This window comes from Methanobrevibacter arboriphilus JCM 13429 = DSM 1125 (assembly GCF_002072215.1).
GTDB classification, from domain to species: Archaea; Methanobacteriota; Methanobacteria; order Methanobacteriales; family Methanobacteriaceae; genus Methanobinarius; species Methanobinarius arboriphilicus.
Map to the genome: position 1 here is coordinate 333,992 of NZ_JXMW01000001.1, position 23,430 is coordinate 357,421.

19 protein-coding genes are annotated in these 23,430 nt (G+C 25.3%); 5 read left to right on the forward strand and 14 right to left on the reverse strand.

The genetic code is table 11. The features are described from left to right. Positions 1-476: 476 nt before the first annotated feature. Together MBBAR_RS01435 and MBBAR_RS01440 are read right to left on the reverse strand one after the other, a co-directional pair. The gene (locus MBBAR_RS01435) at positions 477-770 is read right to left on the reverse strand and encodes a TRAM domain-containing protein (protein WP_080459494.1); all 294 of its coding nucleotides are present in this window, start codon (positions 768-770) and stop codon (positions 477-479) included. 411 nt (positions 771-1,181) lie between these two features. Continuing rightward, positions 1,182-2,237: an acyltransferase family protein gene (locus MBBAR_RS01440; protein ID WP_158082498.1), complete on the reverse strand. Its 1,056-nt coding sequence runs from the start codon at positions 2,235-2,237 to the stop codon at positions 1,182-1,184. A gap of 349 nt (positions 2,238-2,586) precedes the next feature. Between MBBAR_RS01440 and MBBAR_RS01445 the strand changes: the two genes are divergently transcribed. Continuing rightward, positions 2,587-3,372, forward strand: coding sequence for a DUF4013 domain-containing protein (locus tag MBBAR_RS01445; protein WP_080459496.1), 786 nt, complete (start codon positions 2,587-2,589; stop codon positions 3,370-3,372). Between the two features lie 472 nt (positions 3,373-3,844). On the opposite strand, the gene MBBAR_RS01450 is transcribed toward MBBAR_RS01445, so the two are convergent. Next, on the reverse strand, positions 3,845-4,084 hold the full coding sequence (locus MBBAR_RS01450) for an MTH865 family protein (RefSeq protein ID WP_080459497.1): 240 nt from the start codon (positions 4,082-4,084) through the stop codon (positions 3,845-3,847). A 351-nt stretch (positions 4,085-4,435) separates the two neighbouring features. Between MBBAR_RS01450 and MBBAR_RS01455 the strand changes: the two genes are divergently transcribed. The 3 genes from MBBAR_RS01455 (at position 4,436) to MBBAR_RS01465 (ending at position 8,004) form a co-directional block, all read left to right on the forward strand. Further along, positions 4,436-5,233 (forward strand): winged helix-turn-helix domain-containing protein, encoded by a 798-nt coding sequence (locus MBBAR_RS01455; RefSeq protein ID WP_158082499.1) that lies wholly within the window; start codon positions 4,436-4,438, stop codon positions 5,231-5,233. Between the two features lie 211 nt (positions 5,234-5,444). After that, a complete protein-coding gene (locus tag MBBAR_RS01460) occupies positions 5,445-5,792 on the forward strand; it encodes an ArsR/SmtB family transcription factor (protein WP_080459499.1) in 348 nt (115 codons plus the stop codon). Continuing rightward, on the forward strand, positions 5,782-8,004 hold the full coding sequence (locus MBBAR_RS01465; protein ID WP_080459500.1) for a heavy metal translocating P-type ATPase: 2,223 nt from the start codon (positions 5,782-5,784) through the stop codon (positions 8,002-8,004). Before MBBAR_RS01460 ends, MBBAR_RS01465 begins: the two co-directional genes overlap by 11 nt. Positions 8,005-8,048: 44 nt before the next feature. Here MBBAR_RS01465 and MBBAR_RS01470 read toward each other — a convergent pair whose 3' ends face one another. The 3 genes from MBBAR_RS01470 to MBBAR_RS01480 all read right to left on the reverse strand — a co-directional run bounded on the left by MBBAR_RS01470 (position 8,049) and on the right by MBBAR_RS01480 (position 11,506). Continuing rightward, positions 8,049-9,242, reverse strand: a complete 1,194-nt coding sequence (locus MBBAR_RS01470; protein ID WP_080459501.1) for a TIGR00375 family protein — start codon at positions 9,240-9,242, stop codon at positions 8,049-8,051. Positions 9,243-9,630: 388 nt separating this feature from the next. Then, the gene (locus MBBAR_RS01475; RefSeq protein ID WP_080459502.1) at positions 9,631-10,215 is read right to left on the reverse strand and encodes a TetR/AcrR family transcriptional regulator; all 585 of its coding nucleotides are present in this window, start codon (positions 10,213-10,215) and stop codon (positions 9,631-9,633) included. A 427-nt stretch (positions 10,216-10,642) separates the two neighbouring features. Next, a complete protein-coding gene (locus MBBAR_RS01480; RefSeq protein ID WP_211272903.1) occupies positions 10,643-11,506 on the reverse strand; it encodes an SPL family radical SAM protein in 864 nt (287 codons plus the stop codon). Positions 11,507-11,887: 381 nt separating this feature from the next. Between MBBAR_RS01480 and MBBAR_RS01485 the strand changes: the two genes are divergently transcribed. Beyond that, a complete protein-coding gene (locus MBBAR_RS01485; protein ID WP_080459503.1) occupies positions 11,888-12,571 on the forward strand; it encodes a M48 family metallopeptidase in 684 nt (227 codons plus the stop codon). A 110-nt stretch (positions 12,572-12,681) separates the two neighbouring features. On the opposite strand, the gene MBBAR_RS01490 is transcribed toward MBBAR_RS01485, so the two are convergent. The 8 genes from MBBAR_RS01490 to nrdD form a co-directional block, all read right to left on the reverse strand. After that, entirely contained in the window at positions 12,682-13,158 is a 477-nt protein-coding gene (locus MBBAR_RS01490) for a nucleoside deaminase (RefSeq protein WP_080459504.1), read from the reverse strand. A gap of 83 nt (positions 13,159-13,241) precedes the next feature. After that, on the reverse strand, positions 13,242-14,015 hold the full coding sequence (gene trpA, locus MBBAR_RS01495; RefSeq protein WP_080459505.1) for a tryptophan synthase subunit alpha: 774 nt from the start codon (positions 14,013-14,015) through the stop codon (positions 13,242-13,244). Continuing rightward, positions 14,016-16,052, reverse strand: coding sequence for a tryptophan synthase subunit beta (gene trpB, locus MBBAR_RS10750; RefSeq protein WP_080459506.1), 2,037 nt, complete (start codon positions 16,050-16,052; stop codon positions 14,016-14,018). A 110-nt stretch (positions 16,053-16,162) separates the two neighbouring features. Then, positions 16,163-17,065, reverse strand: a complete 903-nt coding sequence (trpC, locus tag MBBAR_RS01505) for an indole-3-glycerol phosphate synthase TrpC (protein WP_143746091.1) — start codon at positions 17,063-17,065, stop codon at positions 16,163-16,165. Between the two features lie 149 nt (positions 17,066-17,214). After that, positions 17,215-18,225 carry an anthranilate phosphoribosyltransferase gene (gene trpD / locus MBBAR_RS01510; protein ID WP_080459507.1) on the reverse strand — a complete coding sequence of 337 codons (1,011 nt, stop codon included), beginning with the start codon at positions 18,223-18,225 and terminating at the stop codon, positions 17,215-17,217. Between the two features lie 75 nt (positions 18,226-18,300). Beyond that, entirely contained in the window at positions 18,301-18,879 is a 579-nt protein-coding gene (locus MBBAR_RS01515; RefSeq protein ID WP_080459508.1) for an anthranilate synthase component II, read from the reverse strand. 24 nt (positions 18,880-18,903) lie between these two features. After that, a complete protein-coding gene (locus MBBAR_RS01520; RefSeq protein WP_080459509.1) occupies positions 18,904-20,403 on the reverse strand; it encodes an anthranilate synthase component I family protein in 1,500 nt (499 codons plus the stop codon). A gap of 655 nt (positions 20,404-21,058) precedes the next feature. Next, a complete protein-coding gene (nrdD, locus tag MBBAR_RS01525) occupies positions 21,059-23,377 on the reverse strand; it encodes an anaerobic ribonucleoside-triphosphate reductase (protein ID WP_080459510.1) in 2,319 nt (772 codons plus the stop codon). Positions 23,378-23,430: the final 53 nt, after the last annotated feature.

The following is a 23,430-nucleotide window of genomic DNA, read 5'->3' on the forward strand; positions in this document are numbered from 1 at the left end:
TCAAAAGTTCAAATTTCCTCAAAGTTCTTAAATATCTTTTTTATTTTTTTATCTTATTCCAAATATTCAGAATTAAAAATAATATATAGCTTCTATATAAATTCAATATTGAGATTCTTCATTTAATAATTATTTTACATACTTATATTTACATAAAGGTTCAAAGACATTGAAAAACAATTGACAAAAGAAAAGCTATAAATAACCAATTCAACATGAAAAATAAAGGAAAAATAGAAATATTGCTTGTTTTAATATATCTTTATATTGAAAATTCTTATTGTCTTAGTATTGTAGTATAGCTAACTATGAAGAATTATAATAAAGAATTAATAATATACTCGTATATAAAAATTAGGTTAATATGCTTTTATTTGAAGTAAATATTATTCATAAAAAAAGTAATATTTTAAATACTCAATTTAAAAATAGGGTAAATGAAAAAAATAAAAAAGATGAATAATAAAAATGTATTATTATTCTACTAATTCTGCGAATCCAAGGTTTCGTTTAGTTGCAGTAACTTTTATTTTAACTTCTTGATCTTTTTTAGTATTAGGTACAAAAAGAATATAACCATCTACTTTAGCTATTCCATCCCCAGATCGACCTATGTCCTCTATTTTAACATCATATGTTTCCCCTACATTTACAGGGGCATTACTATAACTATTATTATTGTTTCCATAGTTACTGTTATTGTTTCTATAATTGTTATTATTGTTTCTATAATTATTATTTCTATTATTTCTGTTGTTTCTATCAAACATTATAAAATCACTTCCATTTTAAATTTTAGAGATATATTTTTTAATAATGCAATATTAATTAGTTAATAAAAAAGATTTTTTAAAATATCTATTCAAAAAAAATCAGTGAAAAATACTAAAAATATTTTAGTATTATATGATAATGTTTGTTTTAAGAAAAAATAATAAATCATCAAATAATATTGTTCTAACTATTGCATTATTAAATTATGTTTTTCAAAGTATATAATTATATATCCTTTTTATCAATTTTACCTATTAAAAATTCACAGATAAATTTTATTTATTACATCAACATCAGTAGAAGTTAAAAAGTAAAAATCTTAAAATCAAAAGTTCAGATTCTATCCATTACATTATTTTTAAAGTGTGTTTTATCATGATTATTTAATCTAAAAATGTAAATCATACTTATTTTATTCCAAAAATAAACCTAGTTAACTTAAATCGTTGACACAGTGCATAAAAACCAATAGATAACGATACAGTTAATATAAATATTAAGATCATCTGAATATAAATATTTGAAGTTATTTGTATTATATAAAAAGCAACTGCAACAAGTATTGATTCATGGAAAATATATATTGTAAAGGATGATTCAGACAAATATTGAAGGGTATTACTTGTTTTATTTAAAAACATTTTGCCTATTATTAATAATAAAAGAATACAAACCCAGCCATAAAATGCTTGATAATAAAAAGATATAGGTCCAAAAATACTTCCGAAATATATAGCTCCAATCACGAAAACAGCTGTCAATAATAAAGTTAATATTCCTAATAACCATTTATTTTTTTCAAGTTTCATCATAACATTATCATTTGACAAAACATAATATCCCAGTAAAAAGAAAGCAAAAGACATTCCAATACTTTTTCCTTCTCCACTACTAAGTATAGGATACAAAATAACTGGAATAATACCTAATAAAATTATTGTAAAAATTGAAAAGTCCTTATTACTTAAATCAATCTTATATTTTCTTAATAATAGAATAACTGGTACAGCTAAACATGAAACTATAAACAAAAACAAAATAAACCATGCTGGTCCAAGAGTTAAACCACCATCATATCCTGTAAGATCTGTAACCTTAAAAAAAAGAGGATAAAACTCTAAATAGTTAATTTGAATATTTTCATGAAATTTCAGCCCATAAAAAGACAAAATTGGATTTAAAAGAAACATTGCCGCTATAAATGGAATTAATAATCTTTGAACTCTTTCTTTAAGATATTCTCCGATACTTCTCTTTCTTAAAGAATAAAAAGAAGTTATTCCTGCAATAGTAAACAATAAAGGCATTAACCAAACTAAAAATAGTATAATTACATAAGTTAAAAAGTCATTGCTCCCCTGTTTTATATAATAGGGTAAAGTAGAATAAATTAAAAAGATATGTAGAATAATCACAAAAAAAATTGCTAATAGTCTTAAAACATCAAGATAATACTTTCTCATATTCTTCCCCATTATTATATGAAATCCATTATAATATATATAAAATAAATTATTATTTAAGAATTATATAAATATTTTTATTATTTAATAAAATCTCTGATTTTATATGTTTAAAAATATAGTCTATATCATTTATACAAATATCTTAAATATTGAATACTTTATATTTTAAATATTTCCATTTATCACTACTTGTTTTTATAAACAAAATGAATATTATACTAATTAACTTTAAAAAGTTTCAATAAAATTGAGAAAGAATTAAATATAGTATAAACAAAATAATAATTAGTATAAGTTAAGCTTATATAAGTTAGACTTATATTTAAAACATAAAGGAGTTTAATAAATGAAAATCGTAGAAATTTTTAAAGATGGATTAACATATCCATCAAATAATTGGCAAAATGTATTAATCTTAGGATTGTTAACTATAATAGCTAATATCGTTTTAGTTATTCCTGCTATTGGAATAAGCTTAAATAGTATTGGTTTTACTGGAATAGTACTTACTATAGTTTCTATTATAAGTTTTATAATAAATTTAATTATAATGGGATATAGTTTTAGTATAATTAAGAATACTGTCAATAATATAGACACAATTCCATCGTTTGAAATCGGCAATAATATTTTGAATGGGCTAAAAATTTTAATTATTTCAATAGTATATTACATAATACCAGTTATAATAACTATATTAGTAGCTATCGCAAGCGGAGCATTCAATAATTTAGCTCAAATAATAGCTCTCAGTGGAGGAGCTATTTCAGATGAATTAGCTTTTAACTTATTTGCTTCATTTTTCGCAGTAATGATTGTTGGAATTATTTTATTCATCATAACAACATTGATTATAACTATTGGTATTGCTAGATTTGCAGAAAAAGGAAATATGGGTGCTGCATTTAAATTTGGTGAAATATTCAATACAATTAAAAAAATTGGATGGGGAAATTATATTGTATGGTATATTTTATTGTTCATAATATTATTTATTGTTGTATTTATTATGGGAATAATCAATTTAATACCATTTATAGGATTTATAATTACTTTATTAGTTATCAACCCATATCTTGTTATGTTCTCTTCAAGAGCAACTGGATTAATCTATAATGAAAAAAATAGCTAAAAATTAATTAAAAGCTATTATAAAATTAATTCAATATACTTTTAAGTATACTTTAATAGTATATTTGAATTTTAATTATTATATAATAGTTCATAGAAACAATATTAATAATTAAGGATAATTTATTTATCCTTATATTCTTTTTGTTAATTATTTTACTCTTTTTACCTATTCTGCTCTTTTTTATTATCTTATTTTACTTTCTTTTGCTTATCAAATTTTATTCTTTTAAAATTTTATAAATTTTTATAATTTTATTAAATATTAATTTAAAAATTAGAATATTTTAAATTATGAAAATAATTTAAAAAATGAAAATATTTAAAATATAAAAATAAATTGAAATATAAAAATATTTAAAATATAGAAATAAATTGAAATATGAAAATAGGTTAGAATATAAGTTTTTTATTTAATTAGAAAAATTTACTAATTAATTAGGAAAAACTATTAATTAAGGACAATTTATTAATTAAAGTCCAGCTTTATTAACAATAGTTGAAGCAACATCTTCAGCTGATTCAAATGGAAAATCATCTTCAGATAATACTTTTCCTGCGTCAGATGCTTTTAAAGATACATCTCCTGATTTACATGTGGTATTTGGACCATCAGGCAATGCATCAAATAATTCTTCTGGTGATTGAATGGGAAAATTAGCTCCTTTTAGTGCTCCAACAATTTGTTCATATATATCTTCTTTTACAGACATAATTTTACCTCTTTTAAATTTATTTTTATATTAAAAATATAGAATATTTAATTTTTTTATTTAATTTCTTTTATTGTTCAAATTATTAATAAAATAATTAATAAAATAGCTTATAAAATAATTTATTAAACAGTTAAAACTATTTTAAAAATTTCTAATATTATAGAAAATCTAAATATTCTATAAAATAATTTATATATAAATATAAATATATACTTAATCGTCATAAAAATGTAGTTAAATATATTGAAGTAACTAAAATTTTATAGTATTTTATAATAATTTTATAACAATTTTATTATAATTTTTTAAAAATTAATAAAATATAAAAATAAATAAAAAGGGGAAATGATGGGAAATAACGCTACCAATGAAAAAAAAGTTGAAAAAAGAATAGAAAAAGTAAATGATTTGAGTATTCATGCCGATTATGGAGAAATAGCTGAAATGAAAGATATGATTAGAGACATTCAAAAAGATATGAAGAATATGATTGAAAAGTCTAATGAAGAATATCTAAATTTAATGTATTCAAACCTCAAAAATGAATTCATTGGATCTATGAATGGATATATGATAGATAAAATGGATCCTGAATTAGAAAGAAGAATGGTTAATCATTGTGATATGAAACAACAATGTAAAAATGTATTTAAAAAATATTTGAAAAGGTATACTCTTGATTTAAATCCAGAAAATATGACACCAGAAAAAATAGGTGAAATTAAAACAGAATTAGAAGATTTAAGAAAAGTTAGTAAAAAAGAAGAGTGTGATGTGTGTTTTAATGAAGTTTCTGACATGTTTGAAAATCAAATAAACTTAATTAAATCATTCAAGATTTATGATAATCAAAAAGAAGAAGATCAGAAGAAAATATCTGAAATTAATGAAGAAAAGATTGTTAAAGGTTTTTTAGACCCAATATCTCATGAAAAACGGTTGAAAATATTAAAATCAATAGCTCTTGAGCCACAGAGTTTTTCATCCCTTTCTAATATAACAAATTTGAAAGGAGGAAATCTCATATTCCATATAAACAAGCTAATAGAAAATGATTTAATATTTCAAAAACAAGACCATGGAGAGTATATATTAACAACAAAAGGATTTAAAACTATACAACTTGTTTTAAAAATACACAACTGATTTTTGATAACTATATTATAGTATAAACTGTTATTATAATATATTTAATATTATAAATATTCATTTTAAGCTAATTTTTACTTTTATCTAAATTTTTACTCTTATCTAATTTTTAATTGTATATTAAATAAAAATGTCTATAAAAAATTTTAGTAATTAAAAGACTTTAAGATAGAAAACTTTAAATATGAATATATGAATATATGTTCATATGTCAAATCAAGGTTGTGAAATTAAAAGTATTAGAGAAGATCTTATTGCTGAAGTAACAAAGAAAATGTCAAAAGATAGTACATATCATGACATATCTAATCTATTTAAACTACTTGGAGACTATAATAGGATAAGAATACTCTGTGCACTTAGCTATCAAGAACTTTGTGTATGTGAACTATCTTTACTATTAGATATGAGCCAATCAGCTATTTCACACCAATTAAGACTACTTAGACATAAAGACATTGTTAAATTTAGAAAAGAAAATAAACAAACATTTTATTCATTACAAAATGATGAAATTATCTCAATAATAAGAAAGGCGAATGAGTATGGATTCTAAAAATAAAACAGCATCAGAAAACGAAGATAATTGTTGTGACCATGAAGAAAACAATAATGAAGACAACTGCTGTGACCATGAAAATGAAAAAATTGAAAATGAAGACAATTGTTGCAGCCAAGAAAATGAAGAAAACAATACACAAGATGATTGTTGCAGCCAAGAACATGAAGAAAACGATGAACAAGATAATTGTTGTGATCATGAAAATAACAATCATGAGCATCAAGGATGTGCATGTGAACAAGGCATACTTGAAAACATAGATAGCATTGAAGAGAAAAAATCTAAAAAACCATTGATTATTTTAGGAATAGGCATATTTATATTTGTAATAGGATATTTTATATCTACAATGAGTTTTAATCTATTCAATCTAACCATCTCTAATATATCAATCAATATTAATCAAGACATAATATCTCAAATAATATATTTAATCGTAGTATTAATTGTTGGGCCTGGCATAATAAAACACGGTATAACATCACTACTCAATAAAGAAGTAAAAATAGAATTATTAATAACAATAGCAACCTTTGGTGCATTTCTTCTTGGGGATGGAGGAGAAGGTGCAACATTAATGATTCTGTTTTTCCTTGCCGAATATTTAGAAACATATGCATTAGACAGGTCAAAAAGATCATTATCAAAATTAGTTAAACTATCTCCAGATATAGCAACTGTAAAAAGAAAAATTGGAAATAGTGGAATTAATGATAAATTTGAAGAAGTTGAAGTTAATGTTAAAGATTTATCCATTGGAGATACTGTAATAGTGAAGCCAGGGGATAAAATTCCAATAGATGGATCTATTATAAAAGGAATTACCTCTGTTGACCAGTCTTCAATTACAGGAGAAAGTTTAGCAGTTACAAAAAGAGAAGGAGACGAAGTTTACGCTTCTACAATAAATGAAGATGGATATATCGAAATAAAAGTTACTAAAAAGTCTAATGAAACAATATTTTCAAAAATAATTGATTTAATAAAAGAATCAGAAGATAAGAAAGCAAAAATAGACTTATTTATAGATAAATTCGCAAGATATTACACTCCAACAGTTATTGTATTAGCCATGCTTGTTGCAATAATACCAACTTTAATATTTAAACAACCTCTTAATGAATGGGTATACAGAGCATTAGTTTTATTAGTTATATCCTGTCCTTGTGCAATAGCTATTTCAACCCCAGTTTCTATTGTTTCAGCAATTACAGCAGGAACTAAAAATGGAATAATTATTAAAGGTGGAGAATATATTGAAGCATTAGCAGAGATAAAAGCTGTTATGTTTGATAAAACTGGAACTTTAACTGAAGGTAAGCTAGAAATCAGTAAAATAAACACACTAAATAATTTCAAAGAAAATGAGATGATAGAAATAGCTTGTAGTTTAGAAAATCAGTCAAAACATCCAATTGCAAAAGCATTTAATGAATATCAAAAAAATAACAATATAAACTCTTTTAAAGTTGAAAATTTTAAATCTATAGCAGGAAAAGGATTAAAAGGAGAAATAAATCAGAAAACATACTATGTTGGTAAAAAAGAACTTTTTGATTATAATGAGAATTTGAAAAAAGATATTAATAACTTAAATCTAGAAAGCCAAAATATTGGAAAAACTAGTGTTATTATTGGAAATGAAAATGAAATATTGGGTTTTATCAATTTAAATGATAAAATAAGAGAAAATGGTCCTAAAACTATAGAAAAACTCAAAGATAAATCCATTAAAACTATTATGTTAACTGGAGATAATTCAGCGACTGCTAAAAATGTAGCAGAAAAACTTGGACTTGATAATTACTATCCAAATCTTCTTCCAGAAGATAAAGTTAATATTGTTGAAGAATTAGGTAAAGAATATGAAAATATAGCTATGGTCGGAGATGGAGTAAATGATACTCCTTCACTTGCAAGAGCTAATGTAGGAATAGCTATGGGAATGGGTGGTGCAGATGTAGCTGTTGAAACTGCAGATATAGTTTTAATGCAAGATAATATATCAAAAGTAAATTATTTAATTGATATAGCTAAAAAAACAATGGGAATTATAAAGCAAAATATAGCAATACCTCTAACTGTGAAATCTATTCTAGCAATTTTAGGAGTAATTGGCTATGTTAGTCTTTGGGAAGCAGTTTTGATTGGTGATATGGGATTAACACTTTTAGTAGTAGCTAATGCCCTTAGAATAGGAAAATAGAATTAAAATCTCATTTTTTCTATTTTCAAATTCTAATTATTAAATTAAAAATTATCTAGAGTAACATTATTATCTTTTTCTACTTTTTTTTCAGCTAGTTTTTCATCAAAAGAGATTTCCCCATATTTTCCCCCACCACCAGGATTAATATATAAGGATCTATTTCTAAAAGATTCAATAGCAGGAACAAGATCCTCATTGACTTTAGATATTGTATCTATTGGAGCATCAATCAAAATTTCAATTTCATTACCAATATTATCAATTAACTCTTTCCATTTACCTTGAACAGTTTTTGTTGTAACTCCCTTATCATAAACCATGCTAATAATTTCAGCTAAAGGAAGTAAGTGTATATAAGGTGGACGATGAGAAGGATGATGAGGTGTATCCCAAGTAGCTATCTGAGAAATTCTAAAATCAACACCTCTTTTTATAGTTCCTCCACAACTACATTTCATTTTATTTTTAATAGCTAAGTTAGGATCTATTAATTTATAACACTTAGTACACGCAGTCATGTGATATTTACCTAAATTCGGAACAAGACCATAGTTTGCTTTAATTTTGTTGTTTTTAATTGAAGACTTTAAAGACTCGAATGAAATATCTTGAAGCTCTATTTGATTAAACTCCCTACCTAATCTATGTGGCCATGGAGAATGAGCATCAGAATTTGAAAGAAATGGAATATTTTGTAGTTCTTCAATAGTATCAGCCATATCAGTATCTGCAGATAATCCTAGCTCTAAAAAATCAGGTGCTCGACCATAACAATCGATAATACTATCAAATGTTTTGTACATACCAGTCCAAGGAGTGAATGCATGAGCAGGACCAACTAAACAATCATATTCTTTAGCTAAGTCCATAATTTCTTTTCCATTCATTTTAGCCCTAGGACGACCATCTTTATATTTATTATTAGAAACAAGCTTATCCCCTATTTCTTTAGCTATTTCAATATTAGGAATAATAACAAGATGATGAATTTTCTTTTCACCCTCAATTTCAGAAGTAAGGATAAAATCACAGTGTTCTGTAGAGTATATGCCGCCTCCAACATATTCAGTACTTTTTTCAATTATATCTAACCATCCAGGATGAAGAGCGTCCCCAGTACCCATAAGTTGAAGCCCCTTTAGCTTTGCTTGAGGAGCTATATTATCTATTAGCATATCTTTTGAAGTTGCCATAGAAAAACAGCTATGAATATGTAAGTCTGCATTTACTATCATATAAAAATATTAGATTATTTTAATATATTAATATGATGATTCTTTTTTTAAAAAAAGAGGTTGACTCAGAATTATTTTTATTCAATTTATATATATAAACTAAAATGAGCAATTTCTAAGAAATTTTAATATATAATATTTTGTATAAATATATTCTTAAATTCCAGCTTTTGTTCATTGAACTTGTAATCATGAGGCATCTCAAAAAAATATAATAAAATAAAAAGTTAATCAGAAAAAAAGTAAAATAATAACTTCAAATAAAACTATTTTAATATAATAAAATTTTAATAAGCCTATTTAATAACCCAATTTTAATAATTCAACTTTAATTCTACCTAATAATATTATTTTAATAGTTTTATTTAATAATAGTATTTTAATTATGCTATTTTTCTAAAACAGATAAAATCATTCTACAATATCTCTCAATATTAACATCCAACTCGAAATCAGGAGATAAAATCCAATCAATAATAAATCCCCTTAAAACAGCATAAATATACAAACCATCCTCCAAAGAATCATCAGATAAATTTTTAACAAAACAATCCAACTTTCCTTTTCGAGACTCATAAAGTTTATCCCTAAAAACAGGGCGAATATGGAAAGAATTCATGAAAAAAAGATAATAATCTTTATAATCAATTAAATCAGCTAATGGAACATTATCACCACTTAAAATATTTATTCCAACATGATAATAAAAAACAAATCTTAATTTCTCAATTAATGTCCCATTATGAGAATCAAGTGCATTTTTAAAAGCATTAGTATTTTCCACAACATATTTATCAATAACATGATCTAATAAATCTTCCTTTTTCTTAAAATGATAATAAATCCCTGATGAACCACACATAGAAGTGTGCTTCCCAATATCATTAACTGATACATTATCAAAACCCTTTTTTAAAGATAATAAAAATGTAGTTTCAATAATAGCCTCTTTTGAAGATCTCTTTAAAGACAAAAAATCACCTCAATTTTTTAAACAACAACCTCAAGTAAAAGAGAATTTAAAAAATATAAAAATGTAATAAGTGAACATTCACTATGTTACATATATAATATAAAAAAACTTCTATATAAATATTACTGAATAAAAACAAAAAACAATACCTACCCCCCTCCGTTATTTAAATTAAAATTAAAAAAGTATTAAAAAGTAAAATAATTATTATAAAAAAATAAAATCTAATCAACAAAAAAACAATGAAATAACTATTAGAAAGAGAAAAAACAACAACTAAAAAGAAAATATGTAAGATTAAATTAAAAAATAAATATAATAAAACAATTTATAGTATATAAATATTTAGAGTGAATGATTATTATGTAAAAGATTATTATAGTAGAAATTCGATTAATTATTATTATTAATAATAATATTAATATTATTAATAATCAAAAAGAGAAGATTGTTTTAAATCATTATTATAAACCTTTATTTTTTCTTTTATAACATTAGAATAATTAGTTTCAACATTATAATCCTTTTTAAACTTTTTAATTTTAGAAAAAAGATCCTTACTATATTCTCTATTAACTTTACCATTCTTATATAAAGAGAATAAATCATTATAAATCTCAGGAAACTCATTTTTTATAAATTTAAGGAAATATCCCCTTGTTTTTCCATACAAATTAAGTGATCCTGAAATAATACAATTTACATTAAGTTTTTCTGCATTTTTAAACATTAAATCCATATTCTCATAGCTATCAGTTAAATAAGGTATAATTGGCATAAAATGAAGTCCACAAGATGCATTAGTATTTTTTCTTATCTTTTTTAATATATTAAATCTCTTTTTTGAAGATATAGTATTTGGTTCAATTAATTTTTGAATTTTATCATCAAGAGAAGTTATTGTTACAGCTATGTTAATAAAATTAATTTCAGATAATTCATTGATTAAATCTAAATCACGAAATATTAAATCAGACTTTGTTGAAATTACAGCAGGATTTTTATGCTTTATTAGTGTATTTAATACATCTGGCATTAATTCATATTCTTTTTCAATAGGTTGATAGCTATCTGTTACAGTTCCTATAGCTATCATTTCATTTTTCCAACTAGTCTTAGAAAGCTGAATATCAAGTTTTTCAGCTATGTTAGATTTTATGTAAATATTTTCAAAAAAAACTATTGGAAATACTAGAATTATTAGTATTTTTAGAATCCAAACTTTCTCTATAGTTAGATTCAAGATATTTATGAGAATACAAAGCATAACAATACTTACATCTATGTTCACAACCTCTATAAATATTTAAATCCCATTTATAAGGCATAGAACGTTTAGTTTTATTACATGCACTCTTACAAATAATTTCTTTATGTTTTTGATTCATTAAATCACTGGTATATAATTATGTAATATATAATCCAATATATAATAATTTAAATTAATATTTAAAATATTTAAAATAATATTTAAAATAATAATAATCCAAAATAATTATATTGATTAATTAAAACAAAGATATTAAAATAAATAGTGATAGCTAATGAAAAATAATAAATAAACTAATAAAAAAAGAATAAAAAGAATAAGAAAGATAAAAGGATAAAAAAGATAAAAAAGTAATAATAAATCAATGATATATAATAAAAATATTTAAAAATAAGGATATTTATGAGAAAATATACAATTACTCGTTCTAATAGAAAAACTATTGCTATTAAAATCAATGCAGATAGTAGCTTAGAAGTTAAAGCACCAGTAAACTTGTCTAAAAATAAAATAGATGAGTTTGTAAATTCAAAAGAAAAATGGATAGCTAAACACAGCGAAAGAATTTCTAATAATTATTTTCTTAAAAAACAGTTTGAACTGAATTTTGGAGATTTTATTTTAGTCAGAGGACAAAATAACCAAATTAAGCCTGTTGATGGTAAAAGAGCAATATACAATAAAGATAAAAAGATATTTTTTATACCAGAAACAGATAAACAAAATCAAATCAAAGAAATATTGATAGAATTATATAAAAAAATAGCCCATAACCATATAAATAAAAGAGTTAACTATTTTAAAAATAAAATGGACGTTAAACCCATAAAAATTGGTATTACAAGTGCCAAAACAAGATGGGGAAGTTGTAGTGGAAAAAATAGTGTTAATTTCTCTTGGAAACTGATTATGGCAGATGATAAGACAATTGATTATGTAATAATTCATGAACTAGCACATATAAAACAACATAACCATTCAAAGAAATTTTGGAATATAGTAGAATCTATAATGCCTGATTACCCAGAACAGAAGAAAAAATTAAAAATTTTAGGTGAAAAACTTAATAAAGAAAATTGGGAATAATATTAAAAATTATTTTAAGAATTTATTTAAAAACTTACTTAAGAAGTTTATTTAAGAATTTTACTTAAATAGATATTTAAAAAAATTATTTAAAAAATTATTTAAAGCATTTATTTTAAAGATGTAGTGCCATCAACACGTTTCAATTCTTCATTCCATGTTTCTGGATTTTCTTTAATATAATCTTCAAAAAGAACCTTACATTCATTATTATCTAAACTAACAATCTCAACACCATTATTTTTAAGCAATTCTTCAGCACCAAGAAGAGTTTTATTCTCTCCAATAACTACACGTGGAATATTATATAATATTATAGCTCCAGAACACATTGGACAAGGTGAAAGAGTCGTATAAAGAGTAGAATTCTGATAATCCTTACCAGTTAGCCTATTTTTACTATTTGCATTTTCAATAGCATCTAATTCACCATGAAAAATAGCAGAGTTAGACTGAATAAGGCGATTATGACCTTTGCCAATAATTTCCCCATTTTTAACTAAAACTGCCCCAATGGGAATTCCACCTTCAGATATAGATTTTTTAGCTTCATTAATAGCCTTTTCCATGAAATAAACATCATCCATTTAAACACCAATTAATAATATACATAACACAATTAATATTATATAACTACATATTATTAAATTAAATGTTTGATTCTTAATAATCAAAATCTAGTTGCATTTTTCATTCTAGAAACATAATCTTTTAAGTGATCTTTAGAATCATTACCATATTCTTCAATTATTTTTATTATAGCACTACCAACAATGACTCCATCAGCTATTTTAGAAATGTTTTCAGCCTGTTTAGGAGTATTAATCCCAAAACCCACAGCTACTGGAACATCAGTAACATTTCTTATTTCAACAATAATTTCTTCCAAATCAGTTTTAATCTCACTTCTAACACCAGTCACACCCATTGATGAAACAAGATATATAAAACCAGTAGCATCTTTAGCTATCATCCTTATCCTATCTTTTGAGGTTGGAGCTATTAAAGAAATAATATCAACATCATAACTCTTTGCAACTTTTGATATTTCTTCTTTTTCCTCATAAGGTAAATCAGGAATAACTATCCCATTTAGTCCAACATCTTTACACTTTTTAAAGAATTTTTCATATCCATAATAAAAAACAGGATTAATATATGTAAGAAAAATAAGAGGAATATCAGACTTTTTTCTTACATCAATTACTAAATCAAAAATATCATCAGTGTTTATACCTTTAGATAGTGCTCTTAAGTTAGCATCTTGAATAACAGGACCTTCAGCTATGGGGTCTGAAAAAGGTATTCCTATTTCAATTAAATCAGCCCCAGCACTATCCATAGCTAAAATAAACTCAATAGTTTTTTCCTTTGAAGGATCTCCAGCTGTTAAAAAACCTATAAATGCTTTTTCATCTTGAAAAACTTCTGTAATTCTACTCAATTAAATCTCCTCTTCGCTCAATTTATCTAATTTAGCTGAATTAGATGATTTAGCTAATTTATCTGATTTAGCTAATTTATAATTTTTAATAGATTCAGCATCTTTATCTCCTCTTCCAGAAAGACAAACTACAATAATATCCTCAGAATCCATCTCTTTAGCTATTTTTATTGATTGAGCTATGGCATGAGCACTTTCAATAGCACAGATAATTCCTTCTTTTTCAGCTAAGTATTCAAATGCCTCAACAGCTTCGTCATCAGTTATAGGAACATATTCTGCTCTTTTTGTATCATTAAGGTAAGCATGTTCAGGCCCTATTCCCGGATAATCAAGACCTGCAGAAATTGAATATACTGGAGATATTTGACCATAATTGCCTTGGCAAAAGTAAGACTTCATACCATGGAAAATCCCAACTTCACCTTTAGTAATAGATGCTGCATGATATTCAGTATCAACACCTTCCCCTCCAGCTTCACAACCAATTAATCTAACATTTTTATCACCTATAAAGTTAAAAAATGAGCCTATTGCATTACTTCCACCACCAACACAGGCAACAATTGCTGTTGGAAGCTTACCTTCAATTCTTAATATTTGTTCTTTAATTTCACAACTTATAACACTTTGAAAATCTCGAACAATCATTGGAAAAGGATGAGGGCCCATTACAGAACCTAAAACATAGTGTGTATCATGAACTCTTGTTGTCCATTCCCTCATTGTCTCATTTACAGCATCTTTTAAGGTTTTTGTTCCAGATGAAACAGGATTAACTTTAGCTCCTAAAAGTTCCATACGATAAACATTCAGAGCTTGGCGTTCCATGTCTTCTTCACCCATGAATATCTCACATTCCATATCTAAAAATGCAGCACCAGTAGCTGTTGCAACACCATGTTGTCCAGCACCAGTTTCAGCAATGATTCTTGTTTTACCCATTTTTTTAGCTAATAAGACTTGACCAAGAACATTATTAATCTTATGAGATCCTGTATGATTAAGATCTTCTCGCTTCAAATATATTTTAGCTCCACCAAGATCATTAGTCATGTTTTCTGCAAAATATAAAAGTGAAGGACGCCCCGCATACTCATTGAGTAAATTTTGAAGCTCTTCTATGAAATCAGGGTCATTTTTATAAAAGTTATATTGCTCTTCAAGATTAATCAATTCATTCATTAATGTTTCTGGAATATATTGTCCACCATAAATTCCATATCTTCCATTATTCATATCTTTCACATCATCTAATCTATTTAAATTAATTGATTTATTAATATTTGACTTGTTAATATTTGATTTATTATTTTTTGATTCTTTATTACTTGTTTTATTCTTGTTATTTGCTTTATTATTCGATTTATTAATATTATCCAAATTATTTATAATTTCATTTATTTTTTTAGAACTCTTAAATCCATTTTTTTCAACACCAGAACTTAAATCAAAGGCAAAAGGTTTAATTTTAGAAGCTTTTTTGATATTTTCACTATTAATACCTCCAGCAAGGAAAACTGGTTTTTTGATTTTTTTAATATCTCCTATTAATTCCCAGTTGAAAACTTTTCCTGAACCCTTTCCACTATCTAACAATAAATAATCAACATTAGAATTTTCCCATTTTTTAATGGTGTTTTTTATATTAAATCCATCGTCATACTTATTTTCACTATATTCATTATTTACTTCAATAGACTTAATAATATTAATATTACTATCAAATTCTTTTAATTTATTTATAAGACCTTCATCTTCATTACCATGAAGCTGTACTATATCAATAATACCATTTTTTATAAGGTAAAAAATATCTTCAATATCAGGATCAACAAAAACACCAACAGTAGTAATACTTTCGTCCAAAACATTTTTAATAGCTTTAGCTTCATCAAAACTAACTTTCCTTTTGCTTTCTGCAAATACAAATCCTGCATAATCAGGAACATATTTATTAAGGATTTTTGCATCATCAATTCTTTTCAATCCACAGATTTTAATTTTGATATCTTCTTCACTAATAGCTTTATTCATTATTTCACTCATAAATTATTATAGATTTTAACTACTTATTAAAAATTGTAATTATTCATTATAAGTCATATTAATTAATATAACAATTAAATATAGTAATCAAATATAATCTATATCAAAGATTTTAACTCTTTAATAGCTAATTCCTTATTTTTACTTCTCATAAGAGACTCACCAATTAAAACAGAGTCGATATTATTATCATTTAATATTTTTATATCTTCAGAAGTCTTTATTCCACTTTCAGAAACAATGGTTATTGAATTCCTAATGTCTTTTTGAATATTTTTTTCTAAATTTAAAGTATTATTAATATCTACAGTAAAATCTCTAAGATCTCTATTGTTTATACCAATAATCTTTGCACCAGCACCAATAGCTATTTCAACCTCATTTAAGTTATGAGTTTCTACTAATGGGAAAATATTTAAACTATAGGAGAGTTTGATATATTTTTTTAGTTGTTTTGGTTCTAAAATAGAGGTTATTAGAAGTAATGCAGAAGCATCTAATAATTTTGATTCATAGATCATATATTCATCAATTATAAAATCTTTTCTGAGAACTGGAATATTTACATTAGCTACAATGTCTGAAAGATATGTGTCACTACCTTTAAAAAATTTAGGCTCTGTTAAAACTGAAATAGCAGCTGCTCCTGCATTTTCATATTCTTTAGCTATTTTTATATAATCAAATTCATCGCAAATAATTCCTTTAGATGGAGAAGCTCTTTTAACTTCACAGATGAAAGAAATATTATCTTCTTTTAAATATTTCTCAAAATAATTATCTTCAAGTTTAATACTCTTAGAATTATTATTGATTAACTTATTATTTAACTTATTATCCAATTCATTATCTGACTTATTATCTGACTTATTATTTGATTTATTATTTGATTTATTATTTGATTTGTTTTTTAATTTGTTTTTTAAATCTTTAAGAGAGATATTCATTTTTTTATTCTCTAATCTTTCTTCAGTTGCTATTAAAATTTCATCTAAAATCATTACAAACTCAACCAAAAAGTTTTAAAAATATATTAATCAATAAAATTTAATTATAGTAAATTTGATGCTATTAATCTAATACTATTAATCTAATTATTAATCTAATACTATTAATTTAATACTATTAATTTGATATTATTAATCTAATACTAAATATTGTTAGACATATAAACAAAGTTATCTAGCTTTTCTTTAGCTTTACCACTATCAATAATATTCTCAGCAAGAGTTATACCTTTTTCTAAGCTATTTGCCTTTCCAGAAATATAAAGTCCAGCTGCTGAATTAATAATAATAGCATCTCTTTTAGGACTTTCTTCTCCATTTAAAATATTTAATGCAATTTGAGCATTATGTGATGCAGAACCTCCAGTTATTGCAGACTTTGAAGCTAAATTGAAGCCATAATCTTCAGGATTTAAAGTATACTGAGAAAATTTACCATTTTTTATCTCACACACAGTAGTAGGGGCCGAAATAGAGATTTCATCTAATTTATCTTGACCATAAACTACCATAGCATTTTTAACACCTAAATTATGAATAACCATAGCTATAGGAAGAACAAGAGATTCTTCATAAACACCGATTACCTCCATATTAGCACCAGCAGGATTAAGTAATGGCCCTAGAATATTAAAAATTGTAGGGATACCTAGCTCTTTTCTAACAGGAGCAACATACTTCATAGCTAAATGATAATTTTGAGCATATAAAAAGCAAATGCCAATTTTTTCAAGTAACAACTTGCTTTTCTCTGGTGGAAGTTCAATATTGACACCTAAAGCCTCTAAAACATCCGCAGCTCCACATTTACTAGAGTATGCTCTGTTACCATGTTTAGCTACTGGAACTCCTCCTGCAGAAATTACAATTGAAGATACTGTAGAAATATTAAATGAATTTGAACCATCACCACCAGTACCTACAATTTCTAAAACATCCATATCTGTTAATAATTTAATACAATGATTTCTTAAAGAAGCAGCAGAAGCAGTTATCTCATCTATAGTTTCACCTTTCATAGATAAGGCAGTTAAATAGGAACTCATTTGGACTTTACTGGCTTCACCATTCATTATTTCATTCATTGTTTCTTCAGCCATTTCATAAGAAATATCTTGATTTTTAGTTACTTTTAAAATAGCTTCTTTTATCATGTTTCTACCTCTCAAATTAATTATTAATCATTTTAATTTTAATATTCTAATATTCTAATATTCTACAATTGTCAATTAAGATTTAAATCCTCTAAAAAAATTTTTAACAATATTATCACCATTAGGAGTCAGTATTGATTCTGGGTGAAACTGTAAACCATAAACAGGATATTTTCTATGGCATATTGCCATTATTTCATTATCATCTTTTGATTTAGCTATTATAGAAATATCTTCAGGAATATTTTCTTTATTCACAGAAAGAGAATGATAACGACCTACAGAAATTTCATTTTCTAAATTATTAAATAGGATATTTTCATTATCAATTTCAATATTAGAAGATTTTCCATGAACCAATCTCTTTGAATATATAATCTCCCCACCGAAAGCTTCATAAATAGATTGATGCCCTAAACAAATTCCGAGAATAGGTATTTTTTTATAAAAATTTTTTATAATATCTACTGATAATCCTGCATCATTTGGTCTTCCAGGACCTGGAGATATCACAATAAATTTTGGAGAAAGTCTTTTAATCTCAGATAAAGTTAATTCATCATTACGAATAACATTAATATCAAGATTCAATTCTCCAATCATTTGATAAAGATTATATGAAAAACTATCATAATTATCTATAAGTAAAATCATTTTATCACCATTATTTAATAAAAATTATACATTAATATCTTCAGCTAATTTTAGAGCATTTAAGACTGCTTTTGCCTTATTTATAGATTCATCATATTCTAACTCAGGAACACTGTCTGCAACTATACCTGCACCTGATCGAATGAAAACTTTATTTTTCTTAGAAAAAGCTATTCTAATAGCTATACAAGTATCCATATTTCCAGATAGGCTAATATAACCAATTGCTCCTCCATATATGCCCCTTTTATTATCTTCCAGCTCATTTATTATTTCACAAGCTCTAATTTTAGGTGCTCCAGAAAGAGTTCCTGCAGGAAGAATTGCATCTATAACATCCAAAGCATTTTTACCTTCTTTTAATTTTCCAGAAACAGTAGAACCTATATGCATCACATGAGAAAATCTTTCAATAGTAAGATATTTTTCAACATTTATAGAACCAAATTCACTAACTTTTCCAAGATCATTTCTTCCAAGATCAACTAACATATTATGTTCTGCAAGTTCTTTTTCATCTGAAAGAAGGTCTTTTTCTAATTCATCATCTTCTTTTTTATTTTTACCTCTTGGTCTTGTTCCAGCTAATGGAAAAGTGTATAAATTATCATCTTGCAGTTTTACAAGAGTTTCAGGAGAAGCACCAGCTATTTCAATATCATCGCTTGAAAAATAAAACATATAGGGAGAAGGGTTAGTTGTTCTGAGAATTCTATACGTATCTAATAAACTACCTTTTATTTTACAAGATAATGGATTAGATAAAACAACTTGGAATATATCTCCTTCTTTTATATGAAATTTAGCTTTTTTTACTATTTTAGAAAATTCTTCTTTAGAAAATAAAGGTTTAAAATCATCAAGTAGTTTTAATCTATTATCATTTCCATTTGTTGGCATACCGTTAATTATTATGTTTTTTAATTCCATTAATTGAGCTATACCTAGTTCATACTCTTTTTCAATATTATCTGATTTTATATTAACTATTAAGAAAATCTTTTGTTTAAGGTTATCAAAAACAATTACTTTATCAAATAGCATTAAATCAACATCTTTAAAAGACTCATCATCCTCATTATTATTTTTAAATAAATTTTCTTTTAATTTAAGAGAAGGTTCAACATATTTAATATAATCATATGCAAAATACCCCACTAATCCTCCTGTAAAAGGTGGAAGTTCTAATATTTTAGGACTCCTATTTTCATCGATAATTTGGTTAATGTATTTTTTAGGATTGTTAGTTTTTTTACTTAAATTCTTATAACCTTTAATATTTAAAAAGTTATCCTCACAAGTAATTTCTAAAGTCGGATCAAAACCTAATATTGTGTATCTTCCCCAATTTTCCAAATCTTCCATACTCTCCAATATGAAACAATGCTTACTGTTATTTTTTAAAATTTTAAGCACTTCAATTGGAGTTTTAATATCAGACAATATTTCGCAACAAATTGGAATGACTTTATAGTCACCTTCTTTAAGTATCTTCTTTGCTTTTTCTATTGGTGGAAAATACATTTTATAACTCCTTTTTAATATAATTAATATGTTTTTTGTTAATATGAATAAATAATTGTTATTTTGCTTTAAATATAGTTATATTTTTCTTAAATTAGAATTTTTAGACAATTTAATTTTTTTATAATGTTATTCAAGAAATTAAATCTTTTTCAAAGGAATAACAATTTATAAAACTTTTAATTCGGTATTATTAGTATTTTTTTAAATATTTTATTCAATTTTAGAATAAATTTTAGAACTTTACTGTATAAATAAATTATATAAAGTACTATTTAAACCTTTGTAGTACATTATTGTACAACATATATAATAAATATTCTAGTCAAAATTCAATGAAAAATAAAAAATAATGATAAAAGCAATAATAAGAATAATAAGAATAATAGTAATAAAAGTAATAATAAAAGTAATAATAATAGTAACAATAGTAATATTATAAAAGCAATAATAATATTGAAAATAAAGATCTAAAAATAATAAAAATAAAAAAGAATAATATTAGATAAAAATTGCATAATAAAAATAAAGAAAATACTAAAAAGAATAATAAAAAGAAAAATAAAGAATTAATATAGCTAATTTTAAAATACTGAATAAATACAAAAATTAATAAATAAAAATTAATAAATAAGATAAAAAAATAATTTAATTATTAACTATTCTCAAATCTATTTCTATCTACAAGTTCTTGTTTTTTACCAGCATTCCATCCACCAGATGAAGATTTAGCTCTACCAACTTGTTGAACATACCCTGTTATTCTATCATACCATTCAACATCATCACGTTCGCCACAAGTAGGACATTGATCATTCAAACCCTTCATAAGAGTTTTACATTTAATACAAAAACTCAATGCAGAACTATATGCCCAAAATCCGATATCAGACTTTTTAGCTATCTTATTCGTTAAACTCATTAAAGATTCTGGGTCAGAATAAGATTCACCCATAAATGCATGGAAAATATGACCTCCACCAGTTAAAGGATGGTATTTCTCTTCAATTTTAATCTTATCAACCAATGAAACATTTGAATTGACTGGAACATGGGAGGAGTTAGTATAATAATTAGCTCCAGATTCTCCTTGAGTAATTACATTATCTGAGAATTTCTCTTTGTCAAGAGTTGCAAATCTATAAGCAGTTGATTCTGCAGGAGTTTGCAAAATAGTCCACCTAAGACCAGTTTCTTTTTTAAGTTCCTGAGCTCTCTTATTCATATACTCCAATATTTCAACACCAAATTTATTGGAATTAGGATTATCAATTCCAGAACCAAATAAAGACATTAACATCTCATTAAGTCCTACGAAACCAAAAGACATAGTAGCATTTTCAATTCTATAATAAACATCATCTTCTACATCTTGATTAAGGAAAGGCAATAAATTATAATTATTTAAACAATTAAGTCCCTGTTCTCTCCTAATATTTAATGCTCTAATACCAAGATCCATATAAGAATCAATATATTCAAATACTTCAGATTCATCTCTAGATTGATAAGCAATTCTAGGAAGATTTAAAGTAATGTAAGCTAAATTACCAGTTCTTAGACAATCAGTATTCCAATCTCCAGTCCAATTATCCTGAAGACAAGTTCTACAACCCATATAATTAGCCATATTACCCCTATAATCAGGTAACATATTTGCAAAGTAAGCAGAGCCGTATTTAGCTGAAAGTTCATGGACTTTAAGTAAATCTTCTGCATATTCATCTTTTAATGACTCTTTCCTAAGAGTATAGATAGTATTAGGGAAAAGATGAGGTTTTCCATCAGCATCTCCTTCAAGCAATATCTCAGTGAAAGCTCTTTGAAGCATCCGAGTTTCTTCCTCAAAATCACCATAAGTACCTACAATTTTCCCTTTAGGGCCATAAGCAACTTCATCTTGAAGGAATTTAGGAACGCTAAATTCTAAGCCCATACTTGTGAAAGGGACTTGAGAACCTCTTGCTGCATAAGCCATATTTAGATTATAAATTAACATCTCAACAGCTTGTTTTACTTTACCATAAGGAAGACCACTTGCAAAAGGAGCTACAAAAACATTCCAAAGAGACATACCTTGTCCACCAGACATATTTTGCTGTGCTGCAAGCATTATCTCCCCAGTATGATTCATTAAAGTTTCTATATGATTAGGAGCTCCAGCTACTGAAGTGTGATCACCAGTCCCATCTACTTTAAGCCCATATTTAATAAAGGTACGAATATCATGTTGCATACAATTTAAAGGCCTTCCAGCGAAAAATTCAAGATCATGAATATGTATATCACCAGACATATGAGCATCAGCTAAATCTGATGGAAGCATCTGAAGTAATGCATATTGTTTTAAAGCTTCATCAGCTACATATTTATGAACACTTTCAGGATTATGGATCATGTTAGCATTATCACGAGATCCATTTTCGATTAAAGAAGTAATATTAAAAACAGGAATACCTAAACGAGTATATCTACTTCTCAAATCCTCTAAACCATGTTCAACTAGCTTAGTGTTTACAATTTCCCTTATCATTGGAGCAGTAAGATATTCAACATTTAATTTTTTAAGTTCTTTCCAAACTTGAGAAGCAATCTCAAAAGCTGTTTCCTGTGAAGCACCAGTTTCTTCAACCAAAGTGTTAGCAATTTTAGCGAGATCAAAAGATTCAATTTTATCTCTTGAAGTCCTAACCTTTAAAGTAGTTGCAGCTAAATATTTATTAGCACTTTCTTCATCAATATCTGATAATAGTTCATAAACTATCTTTTTTATTTCTTTTGTTGAAATTCCATCATAAACTGAAGAAGCAACATTAGAAAGTATTCTATCAGACTCAAAGTAAGGAGCTTCTACCATAACTAATGACTTTAAAAGTTTTTCATAACTAAAACGCTCCATTATCCCATTATTTTTTTTGACACATATTTTAACCTTATTTGATAAATCATCGGTTGTTTTTGTCTCGTTTTGCATTGCCAACACCCATTTAATAATACATATAAATGTTCAATTTTAAAAATAATTTT